Origin of the sequence: Acidisarcina sp. (assembly GCA_035539175.1) — a bacterium.
Lineage (GTDB): Bacteria > Acidobacteriota > Terriglobia > Terriglobales > Acidobacteriaceae > JANXZS01.
The window spans coordinates 19306-37353 of record DATLIY010000001.1 but is presented as its reverse complement, the minus strand read 5'-3'; the positions used below and the strand labels follow the sequence as shown (position 1 = coordinate 37353).

The following is an 18048-nucleotide window of genomic DNA, read 5'->3' as shown; positions in this document are numbered from 1 at the left end:
AATGGAAAGCATCGCTGTGAAGAACATTACGGTCAAGCCTGCGGTTGATCTGCTTGCCATGTTGCGCGGCTCGGAGATCTCTCCGATGGAACTTGCGGAAGAGTTCATTCGCCAGATCGAGCGGCTAAATCCTCAGTTGAACGCGCTGGTTGATTTCGACCCGGATCGCATTCGAGAGCAGGTGCGCATGGCGGAAGGGAATCGTTCGCCGCGAGGACCCTTGTATGGGCTGCCGATGACGGTGAAGGCGTCGATCGCAACGGCAGGCTATCGCTGCGAGACAGGAAGCCTGTTGAATCGCGGATACATACCAGCCGAGGATGCAATCGTGGTTTCGCGCATGCGCCAGGCGGGAGCTACGCTCCTGGGCACGACCAACTGTCCGGAATTCCTGATGGCCTATGAGACAGAGAACCGGATCTATGGGCGCACCTCGAATCCGTGGAATCTGGACTATACCGCAGGTGGTTCGAGCGGCGGCGAATCCGCAGCGATTGCTGCTGGCTTGTCGGCCTGCGGTGTGGGCAGCGACAGTGGTGGTTCGGTGCGAGAGCCGGCGCACTTTACGGGCATCTGTTCGCTGAAGCCCACTCCCGGCCGCATCCCGGTTGCCGGGCACCTGGCTGGGTCAACCGGACCCTTTTCGATTCTGGGTGCAATTGGTCCGATGGCGCGAACGATGAAGGACGTGCAGCTTCTCTTCGAAGTTCTATCAGGGCATGATGAGGCAGATCCGGTGGGTGCGCCTGCGCCTCTTCGCACGCTCTCGATGGAGGAGCTGAAGCAATATCCCATCGGAGTCTTTGAGGATGACGGAACGACTCCCGTGACTGCGGAGACGCGACGGGCGCTTCAGGCTGCAGCACAGGCTCTTGCAGCCCAGGGATTTCTTGTTCGGACTTATCGTCCAAAGTCTCTGGAGTTGTTGCGGCAATTGTGGTGGAAGTTCTTTGTGCGTTGCGGACTGATGCTGCTGGAGCCTGTAATTCAAGGCAGAGAACAGGAACTCAGCAACACATTTCGCGGCTTTCTCGAAATCGCGCGACGCGATGGGGCGTTAAGCGGAGATGAGCTGCTGGAGGCGTGGTTCCAGTGTGACGTGGTGCGGGCCCGGATGCTGGAAGAAATGCGCGACTTTCCCATCCTGCTCTGTCCGGTGTGCGCCATTCCTGCTTTCCGGCATGGTGAGCGTAGCTGGAGCGTGGATGGCAATCGTGTGGAGTACCTGGACGCAATGCGCTACACGGTATGGTTTAACCTGCTTGGTTCTCCGGCTGCCGTGGTGCCCGTTGGCAAGTCGCAGGATGGCCTACCAATAGGGGTGCAAATTGCTGGCCGACCGTTTGCAGATGAGGTTGTGCTTGGTGTCGCAGCCGCGGTAGAGAGCGAGTTCGGCTACATCGCGCCTCCAATTGCACTAGCGTGATCCGTACAGATTGAAGACAGAGGATCTGCTACCTCATGAGCAGCGCGACCTTTGGCTCTCCTGTCGATTCAAACTGGAATCCCGCGACTGCTTTTCCCGAAGCCAGCACATCGCGAATCTTTTCAGGATTACTCCCACCCTTACGGATTGCGGCAGTCAGACAGGAAAGAGCCTGCGGTAGCGGCGTCTCCGCCGGCAGCCGGAAGATCCAGGGGATGTTGGTGGACGTCAGGCTTTTGTCGGAGGCAATGGCCACTACCGGGACAAAGGATTTTAGCGCGAGTTGTTCTGCGAGGTGGCTGGAATCACGATCCAGCGCGAGGATGCTGATCACGTGTTGCGTGTAAATAGCATCGACCAGCTTGCTCGAAGATTTCCCCCATGCCGCTTCTGTTGAAATCCCGATGAGTGAGATTCGCTGACCGCTCTTTTCCGCTTGTGTGATGGCTTGCTGCATCTCCGGAGTACGCACTGCCTCCTCCGCATTTGGTCCGAAGACTGCGATGCGGGTCAAGCCTGGCTTTGGGTTCGCGATTGTCGGTCCGGAGTAGGTCACTCCGTCCTCACCTACGCGAGCATAAGGCGCGGGCGTTATAGATTGGGATTGACCCGACTTTTGTGTATCTGTCGGTTCTTTTTCCATCGTGGCTCGGCGGTAGGTGATCTTTCCATCGTGAACCGTGGCGAGAAACATGGGTGTCGTGTTCTTGCTGTTCGGATCGAAAACCATGTCGGCGGTTACGCCATTGTAAATCTGCATATCCGCCAGCGCGTCATGGATGCGAGCACGATTCAAGCCGGCCTTGCAGATGGCGCTGAGCATTGCCTGCGCGGCATCATAGGCGAGCGCGGCAAACTGCTCCGGCTCCTCGTTGTATTTAGCTTTGAAGCTCTTCTGGAATGCTATCCAGCGCGGGTCGTTCCGCTGAGGATTAAAGGGGTAGACGGCTTCAAAGCCTTCTGCGGCTGGCCCAGCCAGTTGGAGCATGTCGGCGCCAATCGTGCGGTGACTGCCAAACACGCGCTGCTTCATTCCCATCTCACGCATCTGCTTCAAGATCGCCGCGGTCTCCGCCTGATCTGCCCAAAGAACAATACCGTCCGTGCGCGACTCCTGGATGACACGAAGCTGATGGCGAAAATCTGTATCGCCAGGAAGATACTTTTGCTCGATGACGATCGGATGGCCAAGGCGGCGCGAAGCATCGCGGAGCTTTGGAACACCGAAGCGGCCATAGCGGTTATTCACGCGGAGAATGGCGACGCGCTTCAGGCCGAGTTCCGTAAAGATGTGCCGCGCTAGGGTCAGGCACTGCACGCGATCATCCTGAATATCCGTGAAATACCACGGAATCAGGGTCTCGGGAATCGTGGGGTCTGTGGATGCGCTGTTTACGATGGGAACTTCCGCGCGAAGTGCTGCTCGCAAAGCAATGTGTGTCGTCTCCGAACTGATCGAGCCAAAGATAGCCCACACGTTTTCGTCGTAGACCATCTTTGCAACTGCGCCCGCCGCCGCACCCCATATCTCCGGGTCGGTTGGCCTGGTAGAGCCGTAGACCTGGTTGGCTTGCCAGTTGTCGTAATCATTGTGAAGCATAAGACGGAAAGGTTTGCCCCCATAGCCACCGCCGGCATTGGCCTCGTCAATGGCCAGTTGTACACCGCGAAGCATGCGCTCTCCCAGCACATGTTCTGGATTGTTGCCTATCGGCCCGATGAAGCCGATGCGAATTTCTTTGAGCGTCTTGAGGTCAGGCGCGGGAACGTCTCGCGCCGCGCCGCTATAGATGTTCGGCTCTTCGTAGTGCTGATAGTACGGCATGGTGAATTTGGAGAATGGACGCAGATCCTCTGGCTCGCCGGCATATGGGCTGACGGTCCGCATCGCTGGCGGCGGAGGTGGATTGCTTCCGCAGGAGCAATGCCAGCTAGACTGTGCCCCTGCAGCCAAAGCCAGCAGGGGTGAGAGAGCCATTGCAACGGGGAGTCGCATCATGCGGGATTCCTATGCTTTCTGCTGACGAAATATGGCAATCGCTTCGATCTCGATCAGCAGATCGGGGCGGCAAAGAATGGCCTGAATGCCGGTGGAGGCGGGCAGGGGATCCAGTTTCTGCTCTGCGAAGAAGGCGGTGCGCTCTTCGTTGAAGGCTTCATAATCACGCTCAATGTCACGCAGGTAGCAGGTTGTGCGGACAATGTCCTTCCACGTGGCGCCTTCGGAAGCAAGCAGGCCGGTGATGTTGCTATAGGTGCGACGTAGTTGTGCACGGAAGTCGCCAACGTGAACCGTTGTCCCATACTCGTCGATGCTGGCCGTGCCGGAGATGAGCAGGATCACGATCCCATTAAGGTCGATCCGCATGGCGCGCGCGAACGAGCTCGGCTTGGCGTAGGCATAGGCCTCATTGAGAACGTTGAGGTTGGTGACAGCGCGTTTTTGGATGGGCTCGTGAGCCGGCGCGGTAGCAATGGCGTTTAGTACTTCCTGGATCATCATGTTGGACACTCCTTAAAATTTATTTCTGCCGAATGCCGTGACTCAGACCTTTCGCGGTGGCAACCCAAAGGTCGTCGCCCTGAAAGTCGATTCCGAGCACGTAATTGTGTGCGGGTGCTGTCTCTACGGAAACAGTAGTTGTTTTACCGCTAACGTCGCGGACATACATCTCCGGCTTGCCCGTGGTGAGGGAAGGCCGATAGACAGCCCAGTTGGTGCCGTCGTAGTAAGCAAGGCCCTTATCGGTGCCGAACCATGCGTGATCTGCGTCAATCGCGTGGACTGTGTTGGTGAAGTTGCTGGGAAGCCCGCTGTCCTTTGTGAGAAAGTTGTGCCAGTTGCGGCCATCGTAGCGGCTGTCCCCAAAATATGTTGCAATCCAGACCGTCTTATCGACGTAGCTCACCGCTGTCGTGATTTCGTGGATAAGTCCCTGGTCTTTGAAAAGTACGATTTCGTTTTCACCATCAGGATCGTTATAGTCCTTCCAATGTTCGGTTTTTACGTCGTACTCAAGCACGCCGCTGCCCCAGACCGCGTAATAGACTTTGTCCTGACCAGCACCTATTCCATAGGTCCAGATCTCGGCCATAGGGGTGTTGCGCTCGTTGTACAGATTCCATTGCGAGTTACGAAGATTGAGGCGAGACGCGCCGGCCGCGGTGGCGGTCCATACATAGTCGTCCAGCACAGCAACTCCATAAACCACGTCGCTGCTCAGGCCGGAGTTCAGTTGTGTATAGGAGTCGATGCGTCCACCGCTGACACGGCTAAGGCCGCCCATCGTACCGGCCCACACATCGCCCGTACGCGCATCGAGAGCCAGAGAGAGTACGACACGATGCGCCAGTCCATCAGCCGTGGTGAAGACCTTCCACTTGCCTGCCTGATATAGCACCAGACCGTCTTCCGTACCTGCCCACACGCGGTCGCCATCCACCAGGACACAGAAGACGTGAGCATTTGGCAGGCCATTCGCGGTCGTGTAATTCACCCAGCGATAGCGTGGCATGTCCGGCGCGGCGGCTCGCAATGCAAGAGGTACACAGAAGAGAAAAAATAAGCTCCAGATGCGTCGTGTCATAACGTCCTCAGGTACTCGATCAGATCGTTCAACTCATCCTTGGTCAGGTCGTTGGTAATGCCGTGTTTGTCTTGTGGATTGAAGATTGTCCATATTTCTTCGAGTGAGGCAGCAGACCCATCGTGCAGGTAAGGCGCGGTCATAGCGATGTTGACCAGTTGAGGAGTATCGAACACCGGGGAGCGATCTGTCGGTTTGCCGGTGCCTACGTCGAAGCTCTTCTGGTTGGTGTACTTGGGGCCGCCGTGGCAATAGGAGCATTGGTCCGCAAGTGGAATCGCATGGCCTCGCTTGTCCGTAACTCGCTGAAAGATGGCTTTGCCGTGTTCCTGTTGCGGGGTCAGTGTTCCGTCTGCAGAACGAATGCGGTTGGGACGACGTCCCATGTTGCGCACGAAGAGCGTGAGATCTGCCAACTCGCGATCGCTGTAAATTTGTGAGCGGAAAAAGTACTTCTCCGTACGAGGCCCGCATTCCGTCGGGAGATCCGGATTGCCGCCATTCCATTTATAAGGTTCTGTGTCCCGGACATCTTCCAGCAATCGGTTGTCGACAATGTCGATACCGAAGCCATCCGGTTCCAGATCCCATTGCAAGCCATCGAAGGTAGCGTCGATGTGGCAGTTGGAGCATCCAAACTGACCTTGAAACCCGTACTTCGCGGTATAAAAGATCTGCTCGCCACGACGCAAAGGAATGACTTTTTGTGCTCCACCCAATTCGATCGTATTGAGAACCTTGTTCGTCCGGGTGTCGATGACCGAGAGAGTATCGTCAAGCCGGTTGGCGACGTAGAGACGAGAGCCGTCGGGAGATAGCGTGAGGCCGCGAGGATTGTGACCCACCGGGATGCGTGTCTCCACATAGTTCGACGAGGCAGACAGGTCATTTGCAAAGGACTTGTGCTGCATATGAGCGAAGTGCAGCATCCGCTTTGTATCAATTACGGTTACGCTATCGGAACCTGCTGTGGAAACAAAGACCCGCGACTTATCCGGCAGGATAGCTACCGCAAAGGGCATGGAGTAATACCGCTCCATCTCGTCCAGCGGGATCTGGATCACCGCTCCTGCATCTTCGCCAAAGATGGTGAGCTCGCTGGTAAATGCCCATCCGTGTTCCACATGCGCCAGGGGTACAAGGTTTTTGGGACGCATACCTGGGGTGGCAAAGAGCCTGCCATCCGAAGACGCGGCAAGATGGAAGACACCAGCCACATCGGGTAGTAGTTTGCGCTCGATGACGGACTGCGTTGCAGTATCAATCACCGTTATCTCAGATTGGGGCGGTACACGGTGCTCGCGAATCTTAGGATAGATATGGGTTCCGTAGATCTTACTGCCATCGGGGGAGAGCACCAGATAGCTCGCTCCGCGCCCACCCGCCAGTCGCTTCTTCTCGACTCCGCTGGCAACGTCGATCACTGATATGTCATTGCTGACGCGGTTCGCGACATACAGAGTCGAACCGCTGCGATCGAGGACTGCGCTGTATGGCTCGGCTCCCGTAGATATGGTGCGGACGACAGACTGGGTAGCAAGGTCCACTACCGAGAGTGTGTCCTCCCACGAATTCACGACATAGATCTGTTTCCCATCATGGGAGAGCGTCAGGTTGCGAGGAACATGGCCGACGGGGATGCGTGCTGTAACTTTGCCGCTGGATACTTCGAGGATGCGCAGTTCGTCGCTGCGTTCACACACAACGTAGAGATAGCGGCCGTCTGGGGAGAAGGCCATCTCGCCGGGGTTGAGATACTCCGACTCCGGCGCAGCCGATCCCGCAACGACATGGGGACGCAATGCACCGGCAAGGCAGAGCGTCACCAGCGTGAGAACAGCGGCAATGGTGAAGTTTGCCTTCACTGAGGTTCCTCCACTGTGACAACGCGATCCACCGCGAGATTCTCGAGCACCTGTTGCTTTCCGCTGGGCCACTGGATTGTCAGCTTGTCTACCTTGGTCGATGAACCAAGACCGAAGTGGACACGTGGATCATCCTGCGAAAGATAGCCTGATCCAGCGACGCGTTCGGCTACCTGTTTGCGGCCGCCCGCCTGAACTTCGAGGTGAGCGCCGATGCCATCGCGATTGCTTTTGGTCCCCTTAAGTTGAAAAGCTATCCAGTGATTACTGGAGGCTGTTACGTTGTGGACCAGCGTGCCCCGAGCGCCCAGGTTGACGACGAATGCGTCCATCTTGCCGTCGTTGTCGTAGTCCGCGAAGCAGGCGCCGCGAGCGACGGTTTTCACATCCAGAACGGCACCTGCTCCGCGCGAGACATCCGCGAACTTGCCATTGCCCAGCCCCTTGAAGACGGAGTGTTCCTGAGGAACAAGGTGGATGAGTCCGCCATGAAAGGTCAGGATGTCAGGCCATCCGTCATTGTCGAAGTCGTAGATGCCGGATCCCCAACTGGTGTATTGCGCGGTGGCTTGCGAGATGCCGGATTGCGCGGAGACATCGTCAAACATGCCGTTGCCGGCATTGTGCATCATGCGATTGTATTTTGAGTCGGTGACCCAGAGGTCGAGACGGCCATCACCGTCCACGTCGGCGAACACAGGTCCCATGGCGGAGGTGGATTCGCCACTCTGGCCATAAGCAACGTCTGCCTGATTGGCAATCTCTTCAAAGGTGCCATCGTGCTTATTGTGGAACAGGAAGTTTTCCGTCTTGTCGTTGGCTACATAGATGTCAGGCCATCCGTCGCCGTCAAAGTCCGCAGCAGTGACTCCCATGGTGCGGCCGCGATACGCCGCGATCCCTGATTTCTCGCTGACATCCGTGAAGGTGCCGTCGCAGTTGTTGTGATACAGCTTATTCGTTTCCCCTTCGTAATCGAGAGGGCCCGGGTAGTTATCCGCAGCATAGAAGGCGCGGTACTTAGGATCGAACTGCACGTAGCGGCCGACAAAGAGATCGACACATCCGTCCTTGTCGTAGTCCAGCCACGTGGAACTGATCGACCATCCATCTACCTTGATTCCTGCTTTGGCCGTGACGTCGGTAAACTTTCCATTACCGTTATTGTGATAGAGAATCACCCGTCCATAGCCCGCCACCAGCAGATCGACATTTCCATCGTTGTCATAGTCGGCAGCGGCGACGGCATCGCTATAAAGATCGGGCGCCAGTCCAGCCTTCTCGGTTACATCCGTGAATTTTCCATTGCCGTCGTTTCGATAGAGATGATTCGTCGGCATCTCTAATGGCTTCGTTTTGAGCGGATAGGGATGCATGCTGTCGTCGAGAGGTCTGCCCGTGACGACGTAAAGATCCGGCTTACCGTCGTTGTTGTAGTCCAGCCAGACGCAACCGGAACCGGTTCCTTCCAACAGCGAGCCTAGCTGGCGTGAGCCGAAGCTGTGCGTGAAGTCGATTCCTGAAGATGCGGTCGCATCCTCAAAGCGAATGGCTGGCGCAGGCGCGGCTTGAGATGGTGGAACAACCGGCGCTACTTTCTGAGCGGAGACCGCCGTGGAAAAGATCAGCAGGAGGAGTACGCGAGACTGCATCAGTGGGCTCCTTTTGAGATAGCGGCAGGCGCTGTAGTCATGTCCGCAGGGGTCGTCGAATGGAGCAGAACCGCGGGAACGACATTTTCTGGAGCGTGTTCCGGTCCTGCGTGGCAGCCGACACAGATTCGCTGCTCGCTCTTGCGAGCCCACATCCAGCCGGACTCCTTCTGGAGAACCTTGCCCGCGCGGTTGAGCAGCTCAAACTGCAGCGGCACATCGCCCGGGACATGTACATACAGCGAGCCATCCTTCTCAACTGGCGCGGTCCCCAGAACTCTTCTTTGTCCGGATGCGTCCAGCGTAGAAATCCGAACGGTCGAGACAGATCCGGGTTGCAGCGTGTACTTCGATGTGTAGACATCCAGGGTCATCAGATTGGCTGCAGTCCAGTCTCGCAGTGTTGAGGGATGCCGGTTGGGAACCGCACGAGGCGCGACGATCGCAGGCTCAACCAGGTTCCTCTCTGGCTCGGACAGGAAGGGCTGCAGCGTCTTGCTTGCCGGATTCCATCTTGCAATTTGATACGGTTGTTGCGTGCTCTTGCGACGGGACAGCAGCCAGTCCTGTGAAGGAAGCTCCACTACGTCTCCGGCATAGTCGCCTGCCGGGGCTTCAAGGCTATCCTGATGAGCCATGGGAGAAGTGAACCGCGCAAGCCCGTGGCCCGAAGGGAAGACGATATCGCCGGAACTGATCTGACGTCCCCCAAACCGCGCCGGACCATGATCACATCGGTAGGACTCCACGCCGGTGCCATCGGAGTACACGGTATAAATCTCAGCCGGGCCATTCGTTCCCAGTGGATAGGAGGACTCGAAGAGAACGCGTCCATCCTGCAGCACGTCCGTCGGCACGTAGTTGCCGGGTGCATACGACAAGGGCATCACCTTGCCATCCGCAAGAGAGAGCGCTTCCAGAACGAAGTGCTTTCCGGTTTTGCGCGCGTATACGATGCGCCGCGCAGGGAGATAGATCGGCCGAATAATATCGTCTGAGCCCTGGGTGAGCTGCTTCAGCTGGTTGTCCTTAAGGCTCAGCTCCCATGCTTGCCAGGGATCGGATTCGTGCTGCTTTGCGGAGAAGAGCACGGACTTTCCATCGAAAGATATATTTGCATCCGCAGTGGCGGCAAATTGCCGGATTAGCTCATGAGTGCCACCGCTGTCATGAATCATCAAGGTTGCGCCGGCGGGAAAACGCTCGTCACCATGCAGCCATGCCAGTGGCTCATAAGACCTGGCCGCCGTATAAATAACAGCTATGCCGGGTGGTTCAACTGCCGGCTTGTCTGAGGCGGATGATGCTGGAGAAGCCTGCCGCGGAGAGGGAGATGCCAACACAACGGCGCCTATCAGCATGGATGCGGCAAAGATTGTGGCGGAGAGAACGATGGGCTTTGCCAACACCTATCGTCTCCTTTCGGATGTCAGAAGCTCCGGCTCACTCAGTGCATGCCGCAGCGATAGATAGGGTTCCAGGTCGCGCATCATCTCTCCAAACATTGCAAATGTGAGGGATTGCTCGCCGTCGCTGAGGGCATGTTCCGGTGCCGGATGAACTTCCACAATCAGCCCATCAGCACCGATGACCGCCGACGCCCGCGCCAGGTGGGGGACAATTTCGCGCATCCCCGCAGCATGGCTCGGGTCTACCACAACGGGCAGATGGGTTATGGCATTGAGAACAGGGATAGCCGCGATATCAAAGGTGTTGCGAGTTGCGGTCTCAAAAGTACGGATCCCGCGTTCGCAAAGGATCACATCAGGGTTTCCGCACTCCACGATCAACTGTGCCGAGCGCAACAGATCCTCGAGCTTTGCCGTCAGGCCGCGTTTGAGCAGGACAGGACGGCCACTTCTGCCGACGGCCTCCAGTAGCGAATAGTTCTCCATGCTTCGCGCGCCAATCTGGAGAATGTCAGCATATTCAGCTACCAATGGAACATCGCACTCAGACATTACCTCGGTGACGATAGCAAGGCCGGTCACCTCGCGAGCCTTGGCCAGAATCATCAGGCCCTGTCTGCCCAGCCCTTGAAAGGAGTAGGGCGAGGAGCGCGGCTTGAATGCACCGCCGCGAAGAATCCGTGCGCCATGCCTGGCAACTGCCTCCGCTGTGTCCAGCGTTTGCCGCTCAGACTCCACCGAGCAGGGACCCGCCATCACGACGAAGTCTTCTCCGCCCACCTCGATTTCGCCCACGCGGACGATCGTCCGCGGCTGATTATCCGCCCGAACGACGAGATTGAACTGCGAAAAGCATTCCATCCAATGAGCGTTCAATGGTAGTTGTTCCCGTGAAGAGTAAGCGGCTCATGATAGTTTGCCGAAGCCCTGATTGGTCCGTGACATACGTCACGTATGCGGTTGGATTTGGGACTCCATCGAAAGGTTGAGTGCGACTCAATCGAAAGGTGGGGAGTACGGGGGGGGAGATGGCGCTTCGACTCCGGGACCCGGTAGATCAAAGTGATTAGAAAATACCCCATCAATGGGTTCAAGACAGAAAGCGGTGAAGTTGAGATCCTAGCTGCGTTGCCTCCTCAGATTCACTATCCCAGGCGCCCCTTACTCGGGCGCCTTTCTTTCGCTCCCATTGCACCTTCCCTAAAAAGTCCGGCACGTGAGCCCCAGTTGTGCATAGTAGGTGTTAGCTGTTTCAATGATGCAGCGGGAGCTTATGACTCGAGGGATCGTCCAACGATGGTTTGTCTTCTTGCTGGTGAGCGCCACCCTCGTTCCTGCATATGGGCTGGATCCGCATCGATCGCTCAAGGAGTATGGTCATCAGACCTGGCAGACGGACAATGGCCTTCCTGAGAACACCGTCCACTCCATCCTGCAAACTCGCGATGGATTTCTGTGGATTGGTACCGAGGGTGGACTGGTTCGCTTCGATGGCGTCGAATTCGTTACCTACAATATCGAGAACACTCCAGCCCTAAAGAGCAACACTATCTACGATCTTCTGGAAGACTCGTCAGGCGCTTTATGGATTAGTACGGCCGATGGGTTGTTGCGCTATCAAGGCGCAGTCTTCACCCGGTTCGCGCAGAGCAACGGTCTGCTTGCTGACGCCGTTTGGTGTACCTACCAGGATCGCCGCGGTACGCTTTGGGCTATCACTGCCGACGGCGTTTCTGCCTATCGCGGAGGTCAGTTCCAAAGTATTCCCGATTCCGGCAGCATCGACGTGCTGACGCGCAGCGCCATTGCCGAAGACGCAGATGCTTCTCTCTGGATTGCCACCGGCAGTAGAGTGCTGCGCATTCAGGAGCAGACCTTAAAGGCAGATGTCAGTGTGCCTGCTCTGGAGCATGCTGAGGCATCTGCAGTTCACCTGGATCGTTCGGGAAAGTTGTGGATCGCAACACGCCAGTCGCTTGAGGTCTTCTCTCGCGGCCACCTGACGGATCGTGCTTTCCCCGGAACGGGACCGAAGCCTGAGATTACGGCGTTGCTCCGGGATGAGGGCGATGGGATGTGGGTAGGAACCTCCGCTGGATTGGTCCATTATGGCGATGGCAAGCCGACTCTATGGAGGGTCTCCCAGGGGTTGCCGGGCAACAGGATCCAGACGCTGGCCCGCGACCGGCAAGGTGCGCTCTGGATTGGAACGGATCAAGGGATAGCACGCTATTTTTCAGGCAGCATGCAGTCTTTCAAGGAGAAGGATGGCTTCTCTCATAATGCGATACTCTCAATCCACGAAGATCGCGAAGGAGATATCTGGCTGGGAACCGACGCCGGCGGTTTGACTATTCTGCGCGACCAGATGTTTACCACGTACACCACGAGCGATGGACTCTCCGGGGACGTCGTGCGATCGATTCTGCAGGATTCTGCCGGTACGATCTGGATCGGAACGAATGGCTCGGGCCTGAACCGCTCCACTCCGGATGGCTTTCGCGCCGTGACCACTGCGAATGGCCTCTCCAGCAATGTGATCCTGGCGATTGCAAGCATGCCGAATGGAGATTTGTGGATAGGAACTCCGGATGGACTGAATAGGCTGCATCAGGGCAAGATCCACACCTTTACCTCCGCTGACGGATTGCCGGATGACTTTGTGCGCTCCTTGCAGGCAGAGGCGGATGGGTCGCTATGGATCGGAACACGGCGGGGGCTTTCACACTGGAGCAACGGCAGGTTTATCAACTACTCGCGACTCGATGGTCTCGGCAGCGACTTTATCGGCGCCATGACTCAATCGAAGAATGGTGACCTATGGATCGGCACTTCAGGCGGGCTTACGCGGTATAGTCACGGAACTTTTGTGAACTACACCATGAAAGATGGATTGTCTTCCAATGTGGTTACGGCAATGTATGAGGACGCGCAAGGCGTCCTCTGGCTCGGCACCAACGGAGGGGGGCTGAACCGTCTTCGCCAGGGCAAACTACAATCGTTGCAAAACAAGCCCGGCGGTCTGCCAGAAACGATCTATGGAATTTTAGAGGACAACGCGGATCACCTGTGGCTCAGCGCTCGAACGGGTATCTTCCGCGTCGCGAAGAGCGACCTGGAACCGGGAGTGGGCGCGTCCTCGATCAAAGTCGTGAACTATGGCACCGCAGATGGAATGAAGAATCGCGAATGCAGCAGCGGCGGCCATCCCGTGGCATGGAAGATGAACAATGGCACCCTCTGGTTTGCAACGCTGCGGGGAGTCAGCTTCATTGATCCGGCACGTGCTTCGGAGAAGCAGATTTCCCCAATGGTGGCAATTGAGAACGTCCTGGTGGATGACCACGAAGTTTCCCCGCAGGGCATCTTGCAGTTGCAGGCTGGCTCACACCGTCTGGAGCTGCGATATGCGGGTTTAAGCTTTGCGGCTCCTCAGAATGTGCATTATCGTTACCGCCTGGAGGGTTTCGATCCCGAGTGGATCGACGCCGGTACGCGTCGCGCGGCTTACTACACGAATTTGCCGCCGGGGAAGTACCGCTTCCATGTTTATGCTGCGACAAAAGATGGTGCCTGGAGCGGAGCAGCAGCCTCTATCGAGTTATGGAAGCATCCGCAGTTCTATCAGACGTTGTGGTTCTATCTCGTGATAGGTTTGGGCACAGTCCTGGTGGCTTATGCCATCTACCGCTACAGGGTGCATCAGGTCGAATCGCGATTCCGGGCTGTGCTGCAGGAGCGCGGACGAATTGCACGCGAAATCCATGACACCCTTGCCCAGGATCTGGTGGGCGTTTCGGTACAACTGGAGCTTGTTTCCAGGCTGATGACCTCCTCGGCAGAAGCTGCACGAAACCAGTTGAACGCTGCACGAACGCTGGTGAGGAAGGGCATCGAGGATGCTCGTACCTCAATCTGGGATCTTCGCTCGCAAAGCAGCGAGGATCTGCCGGCGAGACTTACCAAGGCCGTAACGTCCGTGGCATCGCATAGCTCCGCCAAGGTCTACGTGCAGGTGAAGGGAACCTATCGTCCCTTGGAGAAGAACGTGGAAGCAGAGCTTTTACGGATTGGGCAAGAGGCGGTTACGAATGCCACGCGGCACGCGCAGGCGACGCGGATCGACGTGGAGTTGGTGTACGATGCCTCTCACCTCCGCATGAGCGTCATCGACGACGGTCGCGGATTTTTGAGCGCAACAAGCCTGAATGGCCTGGAGGGGCATTTTGGAATTCGTGGGATGCGGGAACGCGCGGCAAGCATTCAAGCTAACCTGAAACTGGAGAGTCAACCGGGGACAGGCACCAAGGTGTCGGTAGAGCTTCCGGTAGCGTGAGAAGTTGTATCGTGAGCAGCATACGAACCGTTGGGAAGGATGAAATATGGCGGATCCAATCCGGATCATGGTAGTTGAGGATCACAACATTGTTCGTCAGGGCCTGGTGGCACTGCTGGGGACCGTCTCCGATTTTGAGATTGTTGCCGAAGCCGCCGATGGCCGTCAGGCGGTGGAACTGTTTCGCCAGCACCAGCCTGACATAACCCTGATGGATCTGCGTCTGCAAAAGATGAATGGAGTGGAAGCGATCGGCCGAATCCGATCCGACTTTCCGCAGGCGCGAATCATCGTGCTCACGACGTTCGATGGCGATGAAGACATCTATCGTGCGCTTCAGGCGGGAGCACGCGGCTACCTGTTAAAGGGCATGGAAGGGGACGAATTGATGGACGCGATACGCGCGGTTCACTCCGGCAAGTCGCGCATCCCTTCCGCGGTGGCAGAGCGGCTCGCGGGACGCATGAGCGGACCAGTGCTTACCGATCGCGAGACGGATGTTCTGCGACTGATCGTGAAGGGAAACAGTAACAAGGAGATAGCCAGCAAGCTTTCTATCACCGAGGCGACTGTTAAAACTCACGTGAACAGCCTGCTGAGTAAGCTCGGCGTGAGTGATCGGACGCAGGCTGCTACGACTGCACTGCAACGGGGGATTGTTCACCTTGACTAGGGGCGGCTTCTTTATCCGTGTGACACTTGTGGCGCTCGCAATCGGACTCTTGCCGGCGCTGGGCATCGTGCTTCATGCGCAAAATGGGAGAGCCGCCTGGCGCGTAACGACCGAAGATGAGTTGCGGTCTGTTATTCCGCCGCGCGCTCCGGTAGTTGCCGAGCATATTGAAACAGAATTTCGCACTGCGTCCGGTATCACCGATGGGCGCGGCCGCTTTGTCGCAGGGGTGGTTCTGATTACGGCAGGCTATTCGGCGGAAGGCAAGTACTCCCATTACCTGCTTACCCAGGTACCAATCAGGGTGGGAAATCTTTCCTTGCCTCCGGGGCAGTACGTCTTCGGATGGACGAGGAAAGAGGAGACCCTCACGGTGCTCTTTTACGATGCCGCGACAGGCAAGCCATTAGGACAAACGGTGGCGTCCCGTAATCCATCCATCAGCCGAATCGAGTCTTTCCGGATTTGGCCTCCATCCGACAAGGCTGTGATTCAACTTGGCCGCTTTACTTTCGGCTATTCGCTAGTTGAATAGCCGACATGCACTCGCTTACACCTTGATGAAGATCTTCTTCCGGTAAAGGATGTAGACCGGCACAAAGCAGACCAGCACGTACAGAAGCGAATACAGCAGGGCTGCAAAGGATCGCGATGTGTGTAATGTGGCGAGCGCCGCGTTTGCCAATTTTCCAACGCTGGTGACACCTCCGGAAGTCCGGAAACGCATCCACACCAGCGGAGCCAGCAGTTCGGAAAACACATAGGCAACAATCGCATTGCTGCCAAAGACGAGCGCGGGATAGGTCCAGCCTTTTTTCCATCCCTTGATTTCAATTGCCCAGTAACACAGCGCCAGAAATACCAGGGACCATCCCGCCGCGAGCAGAACATAGCTGCTTGTCCACAGCTTCTTGTTGATGGGGAACCAGGGATTCCACAGTTCTCCCAGCAGCGCACAGACCACGCCTGCGCAGAGCATACCCAGTGCTTTCTTCTCCTTGGATCTGTTAGAGAGGAGCCATTCTCCGGTCAGCGTTCCCAGCATCGTCGTTGCCAGGGCGGGAAGCGTGCTTAACAGACCCTCTGGATCTCGAGTGCCTTCATACAGACGTCGCGCCGGCAGGATCAGCCGATCCAGCCACGCAGCAAGATTCTTGTCGGGATCCAGTAGCGGAATGTCGCGGACGGGCAATCCTGCGCTAGGAACCGGAACAAGCCTCATCAGCGCCCAATACGCAGCGAGAATCACGACGATGGCGCCGATCCGCAGGGCAGGTTTGCTGTTCCACAAAAAGAGCAGGCTGACCACCAGGTAACAGATAGCGATGCGCTGCAACACGCCGAAAATTCGCAGCGTGTCCATGTGGAAGTAGGGGAAGGTATTCACCAGCAATCCAAGACAAAACAGAATCACGAACCGGCGCAGGATATGAGGAATTAGCGGAGACACATTGCTGTTCTTTGCCAGGCGCGCGCGGAAGGAGAACACAACCGAACTCCCCATTACAAAGAGGAAGGTGGGGAAGACCATGTCGGTGGGCGTCCAGCCATTCCACTGCGCATGATGGAGTGGCCAGTACGCGCCGTCCCCCGAATTATTCACCAGGATCATCAGCATGATGGTCAAGCCGCGTAGAACATCCACCGACATCACTCGGGTGGAGGGAGCAACGGCAATGGTTGTTTCGACGGGTTGGGTGGCTGCCATACGCTGTATCTCCTTGCTCATTTCATTCTTGAACAACAGCCTTTACCAGATTGCGCGGGCTGTCCACATCGATGCCCCGCTGGATTGCGAACACATAGGCGAGCAACTGGAGCGGAACCACTTCAAGAATCGGAAGCAGATGTTCCGTTGTCTCCGGAATGAAGATGCAGTGCCGGCTTAGCGCGGGTACCTGCAGATCGCCCTCATTGGCCAGGGCGATAATCTGAGCACCTTGCTCTTTCATATCCTTCATCAACTGAACAGTCTTGGAATAGCGCAGAACCGAGTCCGGATCCGAGCGATCCTGCGTTGCTAGAATCACCAGCGGAGCACTCCTGCTGACCAGCGCATTGGGTCCGTGCTTCAGTTCGCCTGCCGGATATCCTTCCGCCTGCAGATATGCCGATTCCTTTAACTTCAGTGCGCCTTCGCGGGCAATCGCGTAATGAACGCCGCGTCCAAGGTACAGGAAGGTCTGTGAATCTTTTCTCTCTTCCGCTATCTGGCGACACTGGTCTTCCCATGCCGGAAGCACCTGTTCCAGAAGGAGCGGCAGCCTAGCCAACTGGGAGCCATGTGCTTCGATCGTAGGCGCGGTCATACGTCCGCGGAGCCGGGCCAGCAGCAGCGTCAGGGAATACAGAACGGCGAGCTGCGTCGTGAAGCTCTTGGTGGCAGGGATAGCCTTTTCCTTGCCTGCATAGGTGGGAAGGGAAGAGTCCGCCTCCAATGCCATGGTGGAATTCGGATTATTTGTAATCGCTACGGTGACAAGTCCGCGCAGCTTCGCCTCCCGCAGCGCGGCGAGCGTATCCGCTGTTTCTCCGGATTGCGAAACGACAACGACGCCTGGATCCTGCAACGTGTGGCTCGAGCGGTAACAGTATTCGCTGGCATACTCCACATCCACCGCGAGGCCGGCCAGATCCTCCAGCATGATTTCCGCTGCAAGACCGGCGTTGCGGCTCGAACCGCTGGCCGCGATGACAAGGCGCTGCTTGCTCCCCATCGATTCCGGAACCGTCCTGAAGGCATCGGGATTCAGTTTGCCATCGGGGATGTAGTGACCGATGGTGTCTGCCAGCGCACGGGGCTGCTCGTAGATTTCGCGCAGCATCGCGTGAGGGAAGGATCTCGGCTCCTGTGGGGAACCAGAATTGCTTGTGCCTTTGTGCTCGCTCATCACTCTTCTCTTCTTTTCTTTCTTCGTGTTCTCTCTTCGTGCCGAGGGGGGCGCAGCGCGGCTGTGGTCCAAGAACCCCATAGGGCGCCTCACTCCAGAGTATCGGAAGATTTCCAATCTTCATCCATTGTGACCGCAGCGCGGCGAAAAAACATCTCCAACTGGGATGCCGGGAGGAATAGAATCCGATTTCAAGGTCCAATAGTTCA

At 56.9% G+C, this 18048-nt stretch carries 13 protein-coding genes; 4 read left to right on the top strand and 9 right to left on the bottom strand.

Going from position 1 to position 18048, the window contains the following annotated elements:
* Position 1 precedes the first annotated feature (1 nt).
* Positions 2-1426 carry an amidase gene (locus VM554_00125; GenBank protein HVJ06771.1) on the top strand — a complete coding sequence of 475 codons (1425 nt, stop codon included), beginning with the start codon at positions 2-4 and terminating at the stop codon, positions 1424-1426.
* A 28-nt stretch (positions 1427-1454) separates the two neighbouring features.
* Here the strand turns inward: VM554_00125 and VM554_00120 are convergent, their stop codons facing one another.
* The 7 genes from VM554_00120 to aroF are packed head-to-tail and all read right to left on the bottom strand — an operon-like array spanning position 1455 to position 10800.
* Complete coding sequence (locus VM554_00120; protein HVJ06770.1) at positions 1455-3425, bottom strand: ABC transporter substrate-binding protein; 1971 nt, start codon at positions 3423-3425, stop codon at positions 1455-1457.
* A gap of 9 nt (positions 3426-3434) precedes the next feature.
* On the bottom strand, positions 3435-3929 hold the full coding sequence (locus VM554_00115; GenBank protein ID HVJ06769.1) for a Rid family hydrolase: 495 nt from the start codon (positions 3927-3929) through the stop codon (positions 3435-3437).
* A gap of 19 nt (positions 3930-3948) precedes the next feature.
* Positions 3949-5013 (bottom strand): hypothetical protein, encoded by a 1065-nt coding sequence (locus VM554_00110; GenBank protein ID HVJ06768.1) that lies wholly within the window; start codon positions 5011-5013, stop codon positions 3949-3951.
* Positions 5010-6878, bottom strand: a complete 1869-nt coding sequence (locus VM554_00105; GenBank protein ID HVJ06767.1) for a beta-propeller fold lactonase family protein — start codon at positions 6876-6878, stop codon at positions 5010-5012. The genes VM554_00110 and VM554_00105 overlap by 4 nt, the downstream gene beginning before the upstream one ends.
* Positions 6875-8530: a CRTAC1 family protein gene (locus VM554_00100; GenBank protein HVJ06766.1), complete on the bottom strand. Its 1656-nt coding sequence runs from the start codon at positions 8528-8530 to the stop codon at positions 6875-6877. Before VM554_00100 ends, VM554_00105 begins: the two co-directional genes overlap by 4 nt.
* Entirely contained in the window at positions 8530-9939 is a 1410-nt protein-coding gene (locus VM554_00095; protein HVJ06765.1) for a hypothetical protein, read from the bottom strand. The genes VM554_00100 and VM554_00095 overlap by 1 nt, the downstream gene beginning before the upstream one ends.
* A complete protein-coding gene (gene aroF, locus VM554_00090) occupies positions 9940-10800 on the bottom strand; it encodes a 3-deoxy-7-phosphoheptulonate synthase (GenBank protein ID HVJ06764.1) in 861 nt (286 codons plus the stop codon).
* A 412-nt stretch (positions 10801-11212) separates the two neighbouring features.
* Here aroF and VM554_00085 point away from each other — a divergent pair, with 412 nt between their 5' ends.
* Genes VM554_00085 through VM554_00075 form a run of 3 tightly spaced genes read left to right on the top strand, consistent with a single transcriptional unit; the run spans position 11213 to position 15483 of the window.
* The gene (locus VM554_00085; GenBank protein ID HVJ06763.1) at positions 11213-14275 is read left to right on the top strand and encodes a two-component regulator propeller domain-containing protein; all 3063 of its coding nucleotides are present in this window, start codon (positions 11213-11215) and stop codon (positions 14273-14275) included.
* Positions 14276-14321: 46 nt separating this feature from the next.
* Positions 14322-14948, top strand: a complete 627-nt coding sequence (locus tag VM554_00080; GenBank protein ID HVJ06762.1) for a response regulator transcription factor — start codon at positions 14322-14324, stop codon at positions 14946-14948.
* On the top strand, positions 14941-15483 hold the full coding sequence (locus VM554_00075) for a hypothetical protein (GenBank protein HVJ06761.1): 543 nt from the start codon (positions 14941-14943) through the stop codon (positions 15481-15483). The genes VM554_00080 and VM554_00075 overlap by 8 nt, the downstream gene beginning before the upstream one ends.
* 15 nt (positions 15484-15498) lie before the next feature.
* On the opposite strand, the gene VM554_00070 is transcribed toward VM554_00075, so the two are convergent.
* Together VM554_00070 and VM554_00065 are read right to left on the bottom strand one after the other, a co-directional pair.
* Entirely contained in the window at positions 15499-16656 is a 1158-nt protein-coding gene (locus tag VM554_00070) for a heparan-alpha-glucosaminide N-acetyltransferase domain-containing protein (protein HVJ06760.1), read from the bottom strand.
* Positions 16657-16678: 22 nt separating this feature from the next.
* A complete protein-coding gene (locus VM554_00065; protein HVJ06759.1) occupies positions 16679-17839 on the bottom strand; it encodes an SIS domain-containing protein in 1161 nt (386 codons plus the stop codon).
* Positions 17840-18048: the final 209 nt, after the last annotated feature.

Bases quoted from the DNA above. Each gene is read 5' to 3' on its own strand.
- VM554_00125 (HVJ06771.1), top strand. From the start codon at position 2: ATGGAAAGCATCGCTGTGAAGAACATTACGGTCAAGCCTGCGGTTGAT.
- VM554_00120 (HVJ06770.1), bottom strand. From the start codon at position 3,425: ATGATGCGACTCCCCGTTGCAATGGCTCTCTCACCCCTGCTGGCTTTG.
- VM554_00115 (HVJ06769.1), bottom strand. From the start codon at position 3,929: ATGATGATCCAGGAAGTACTAAACGCCATTGCTACCGCGCCGGCTCAC.
- VM554_00110 (HVJ06768.1), bottom strand. From the start codon at position 5,013: ATGACACGACGCATCTGGAGCTTATTTTTTCTCTTCTGTGTACCTCTT.
- VM554_00100 (HVJ06766.1), bottom strand. From the start codon at position 8,530: ATGCAGTCTCGCGTACTCCTCCTGCTGATCTTTTCCACGGCGGTCTCC.
- aroF (HVJ06764.1), bottom strand. From the start codon at position 10,800: ATGGAATGCTTTTCGCAGTTCAATCTCGTCGTTCGGGCGGATAATCAG.
- VM554_00085 (HVJ06763.1), top strand. From the start codon at position 11,213: ATGACTCGAGGGATCGTCCAACGATGGTTTGTCTTCTTGCTGGTGAGC.
- VM554_00080 (HVJ06762.1), top strand. From the start codon at position 14,322: ATGGCGGATCCAATCCGGATCATGGTAGTTGAGGATCACAACATTGTT.
- VM554_00070 (HVJ06760.1), bottom strand. From the start codon at position 16,656: ATGGCAGCCACCCAACCCGTCGAAACAACCATTGCCGTTGCTCCCTCC.
- VM554_00065 (HVJ06759.1), bottom strand. From the start codon at position 17,839: ATGAGCGAGCACAAAGGCACAAGCAATTCTGGTTCCCCACAGGAGCCG.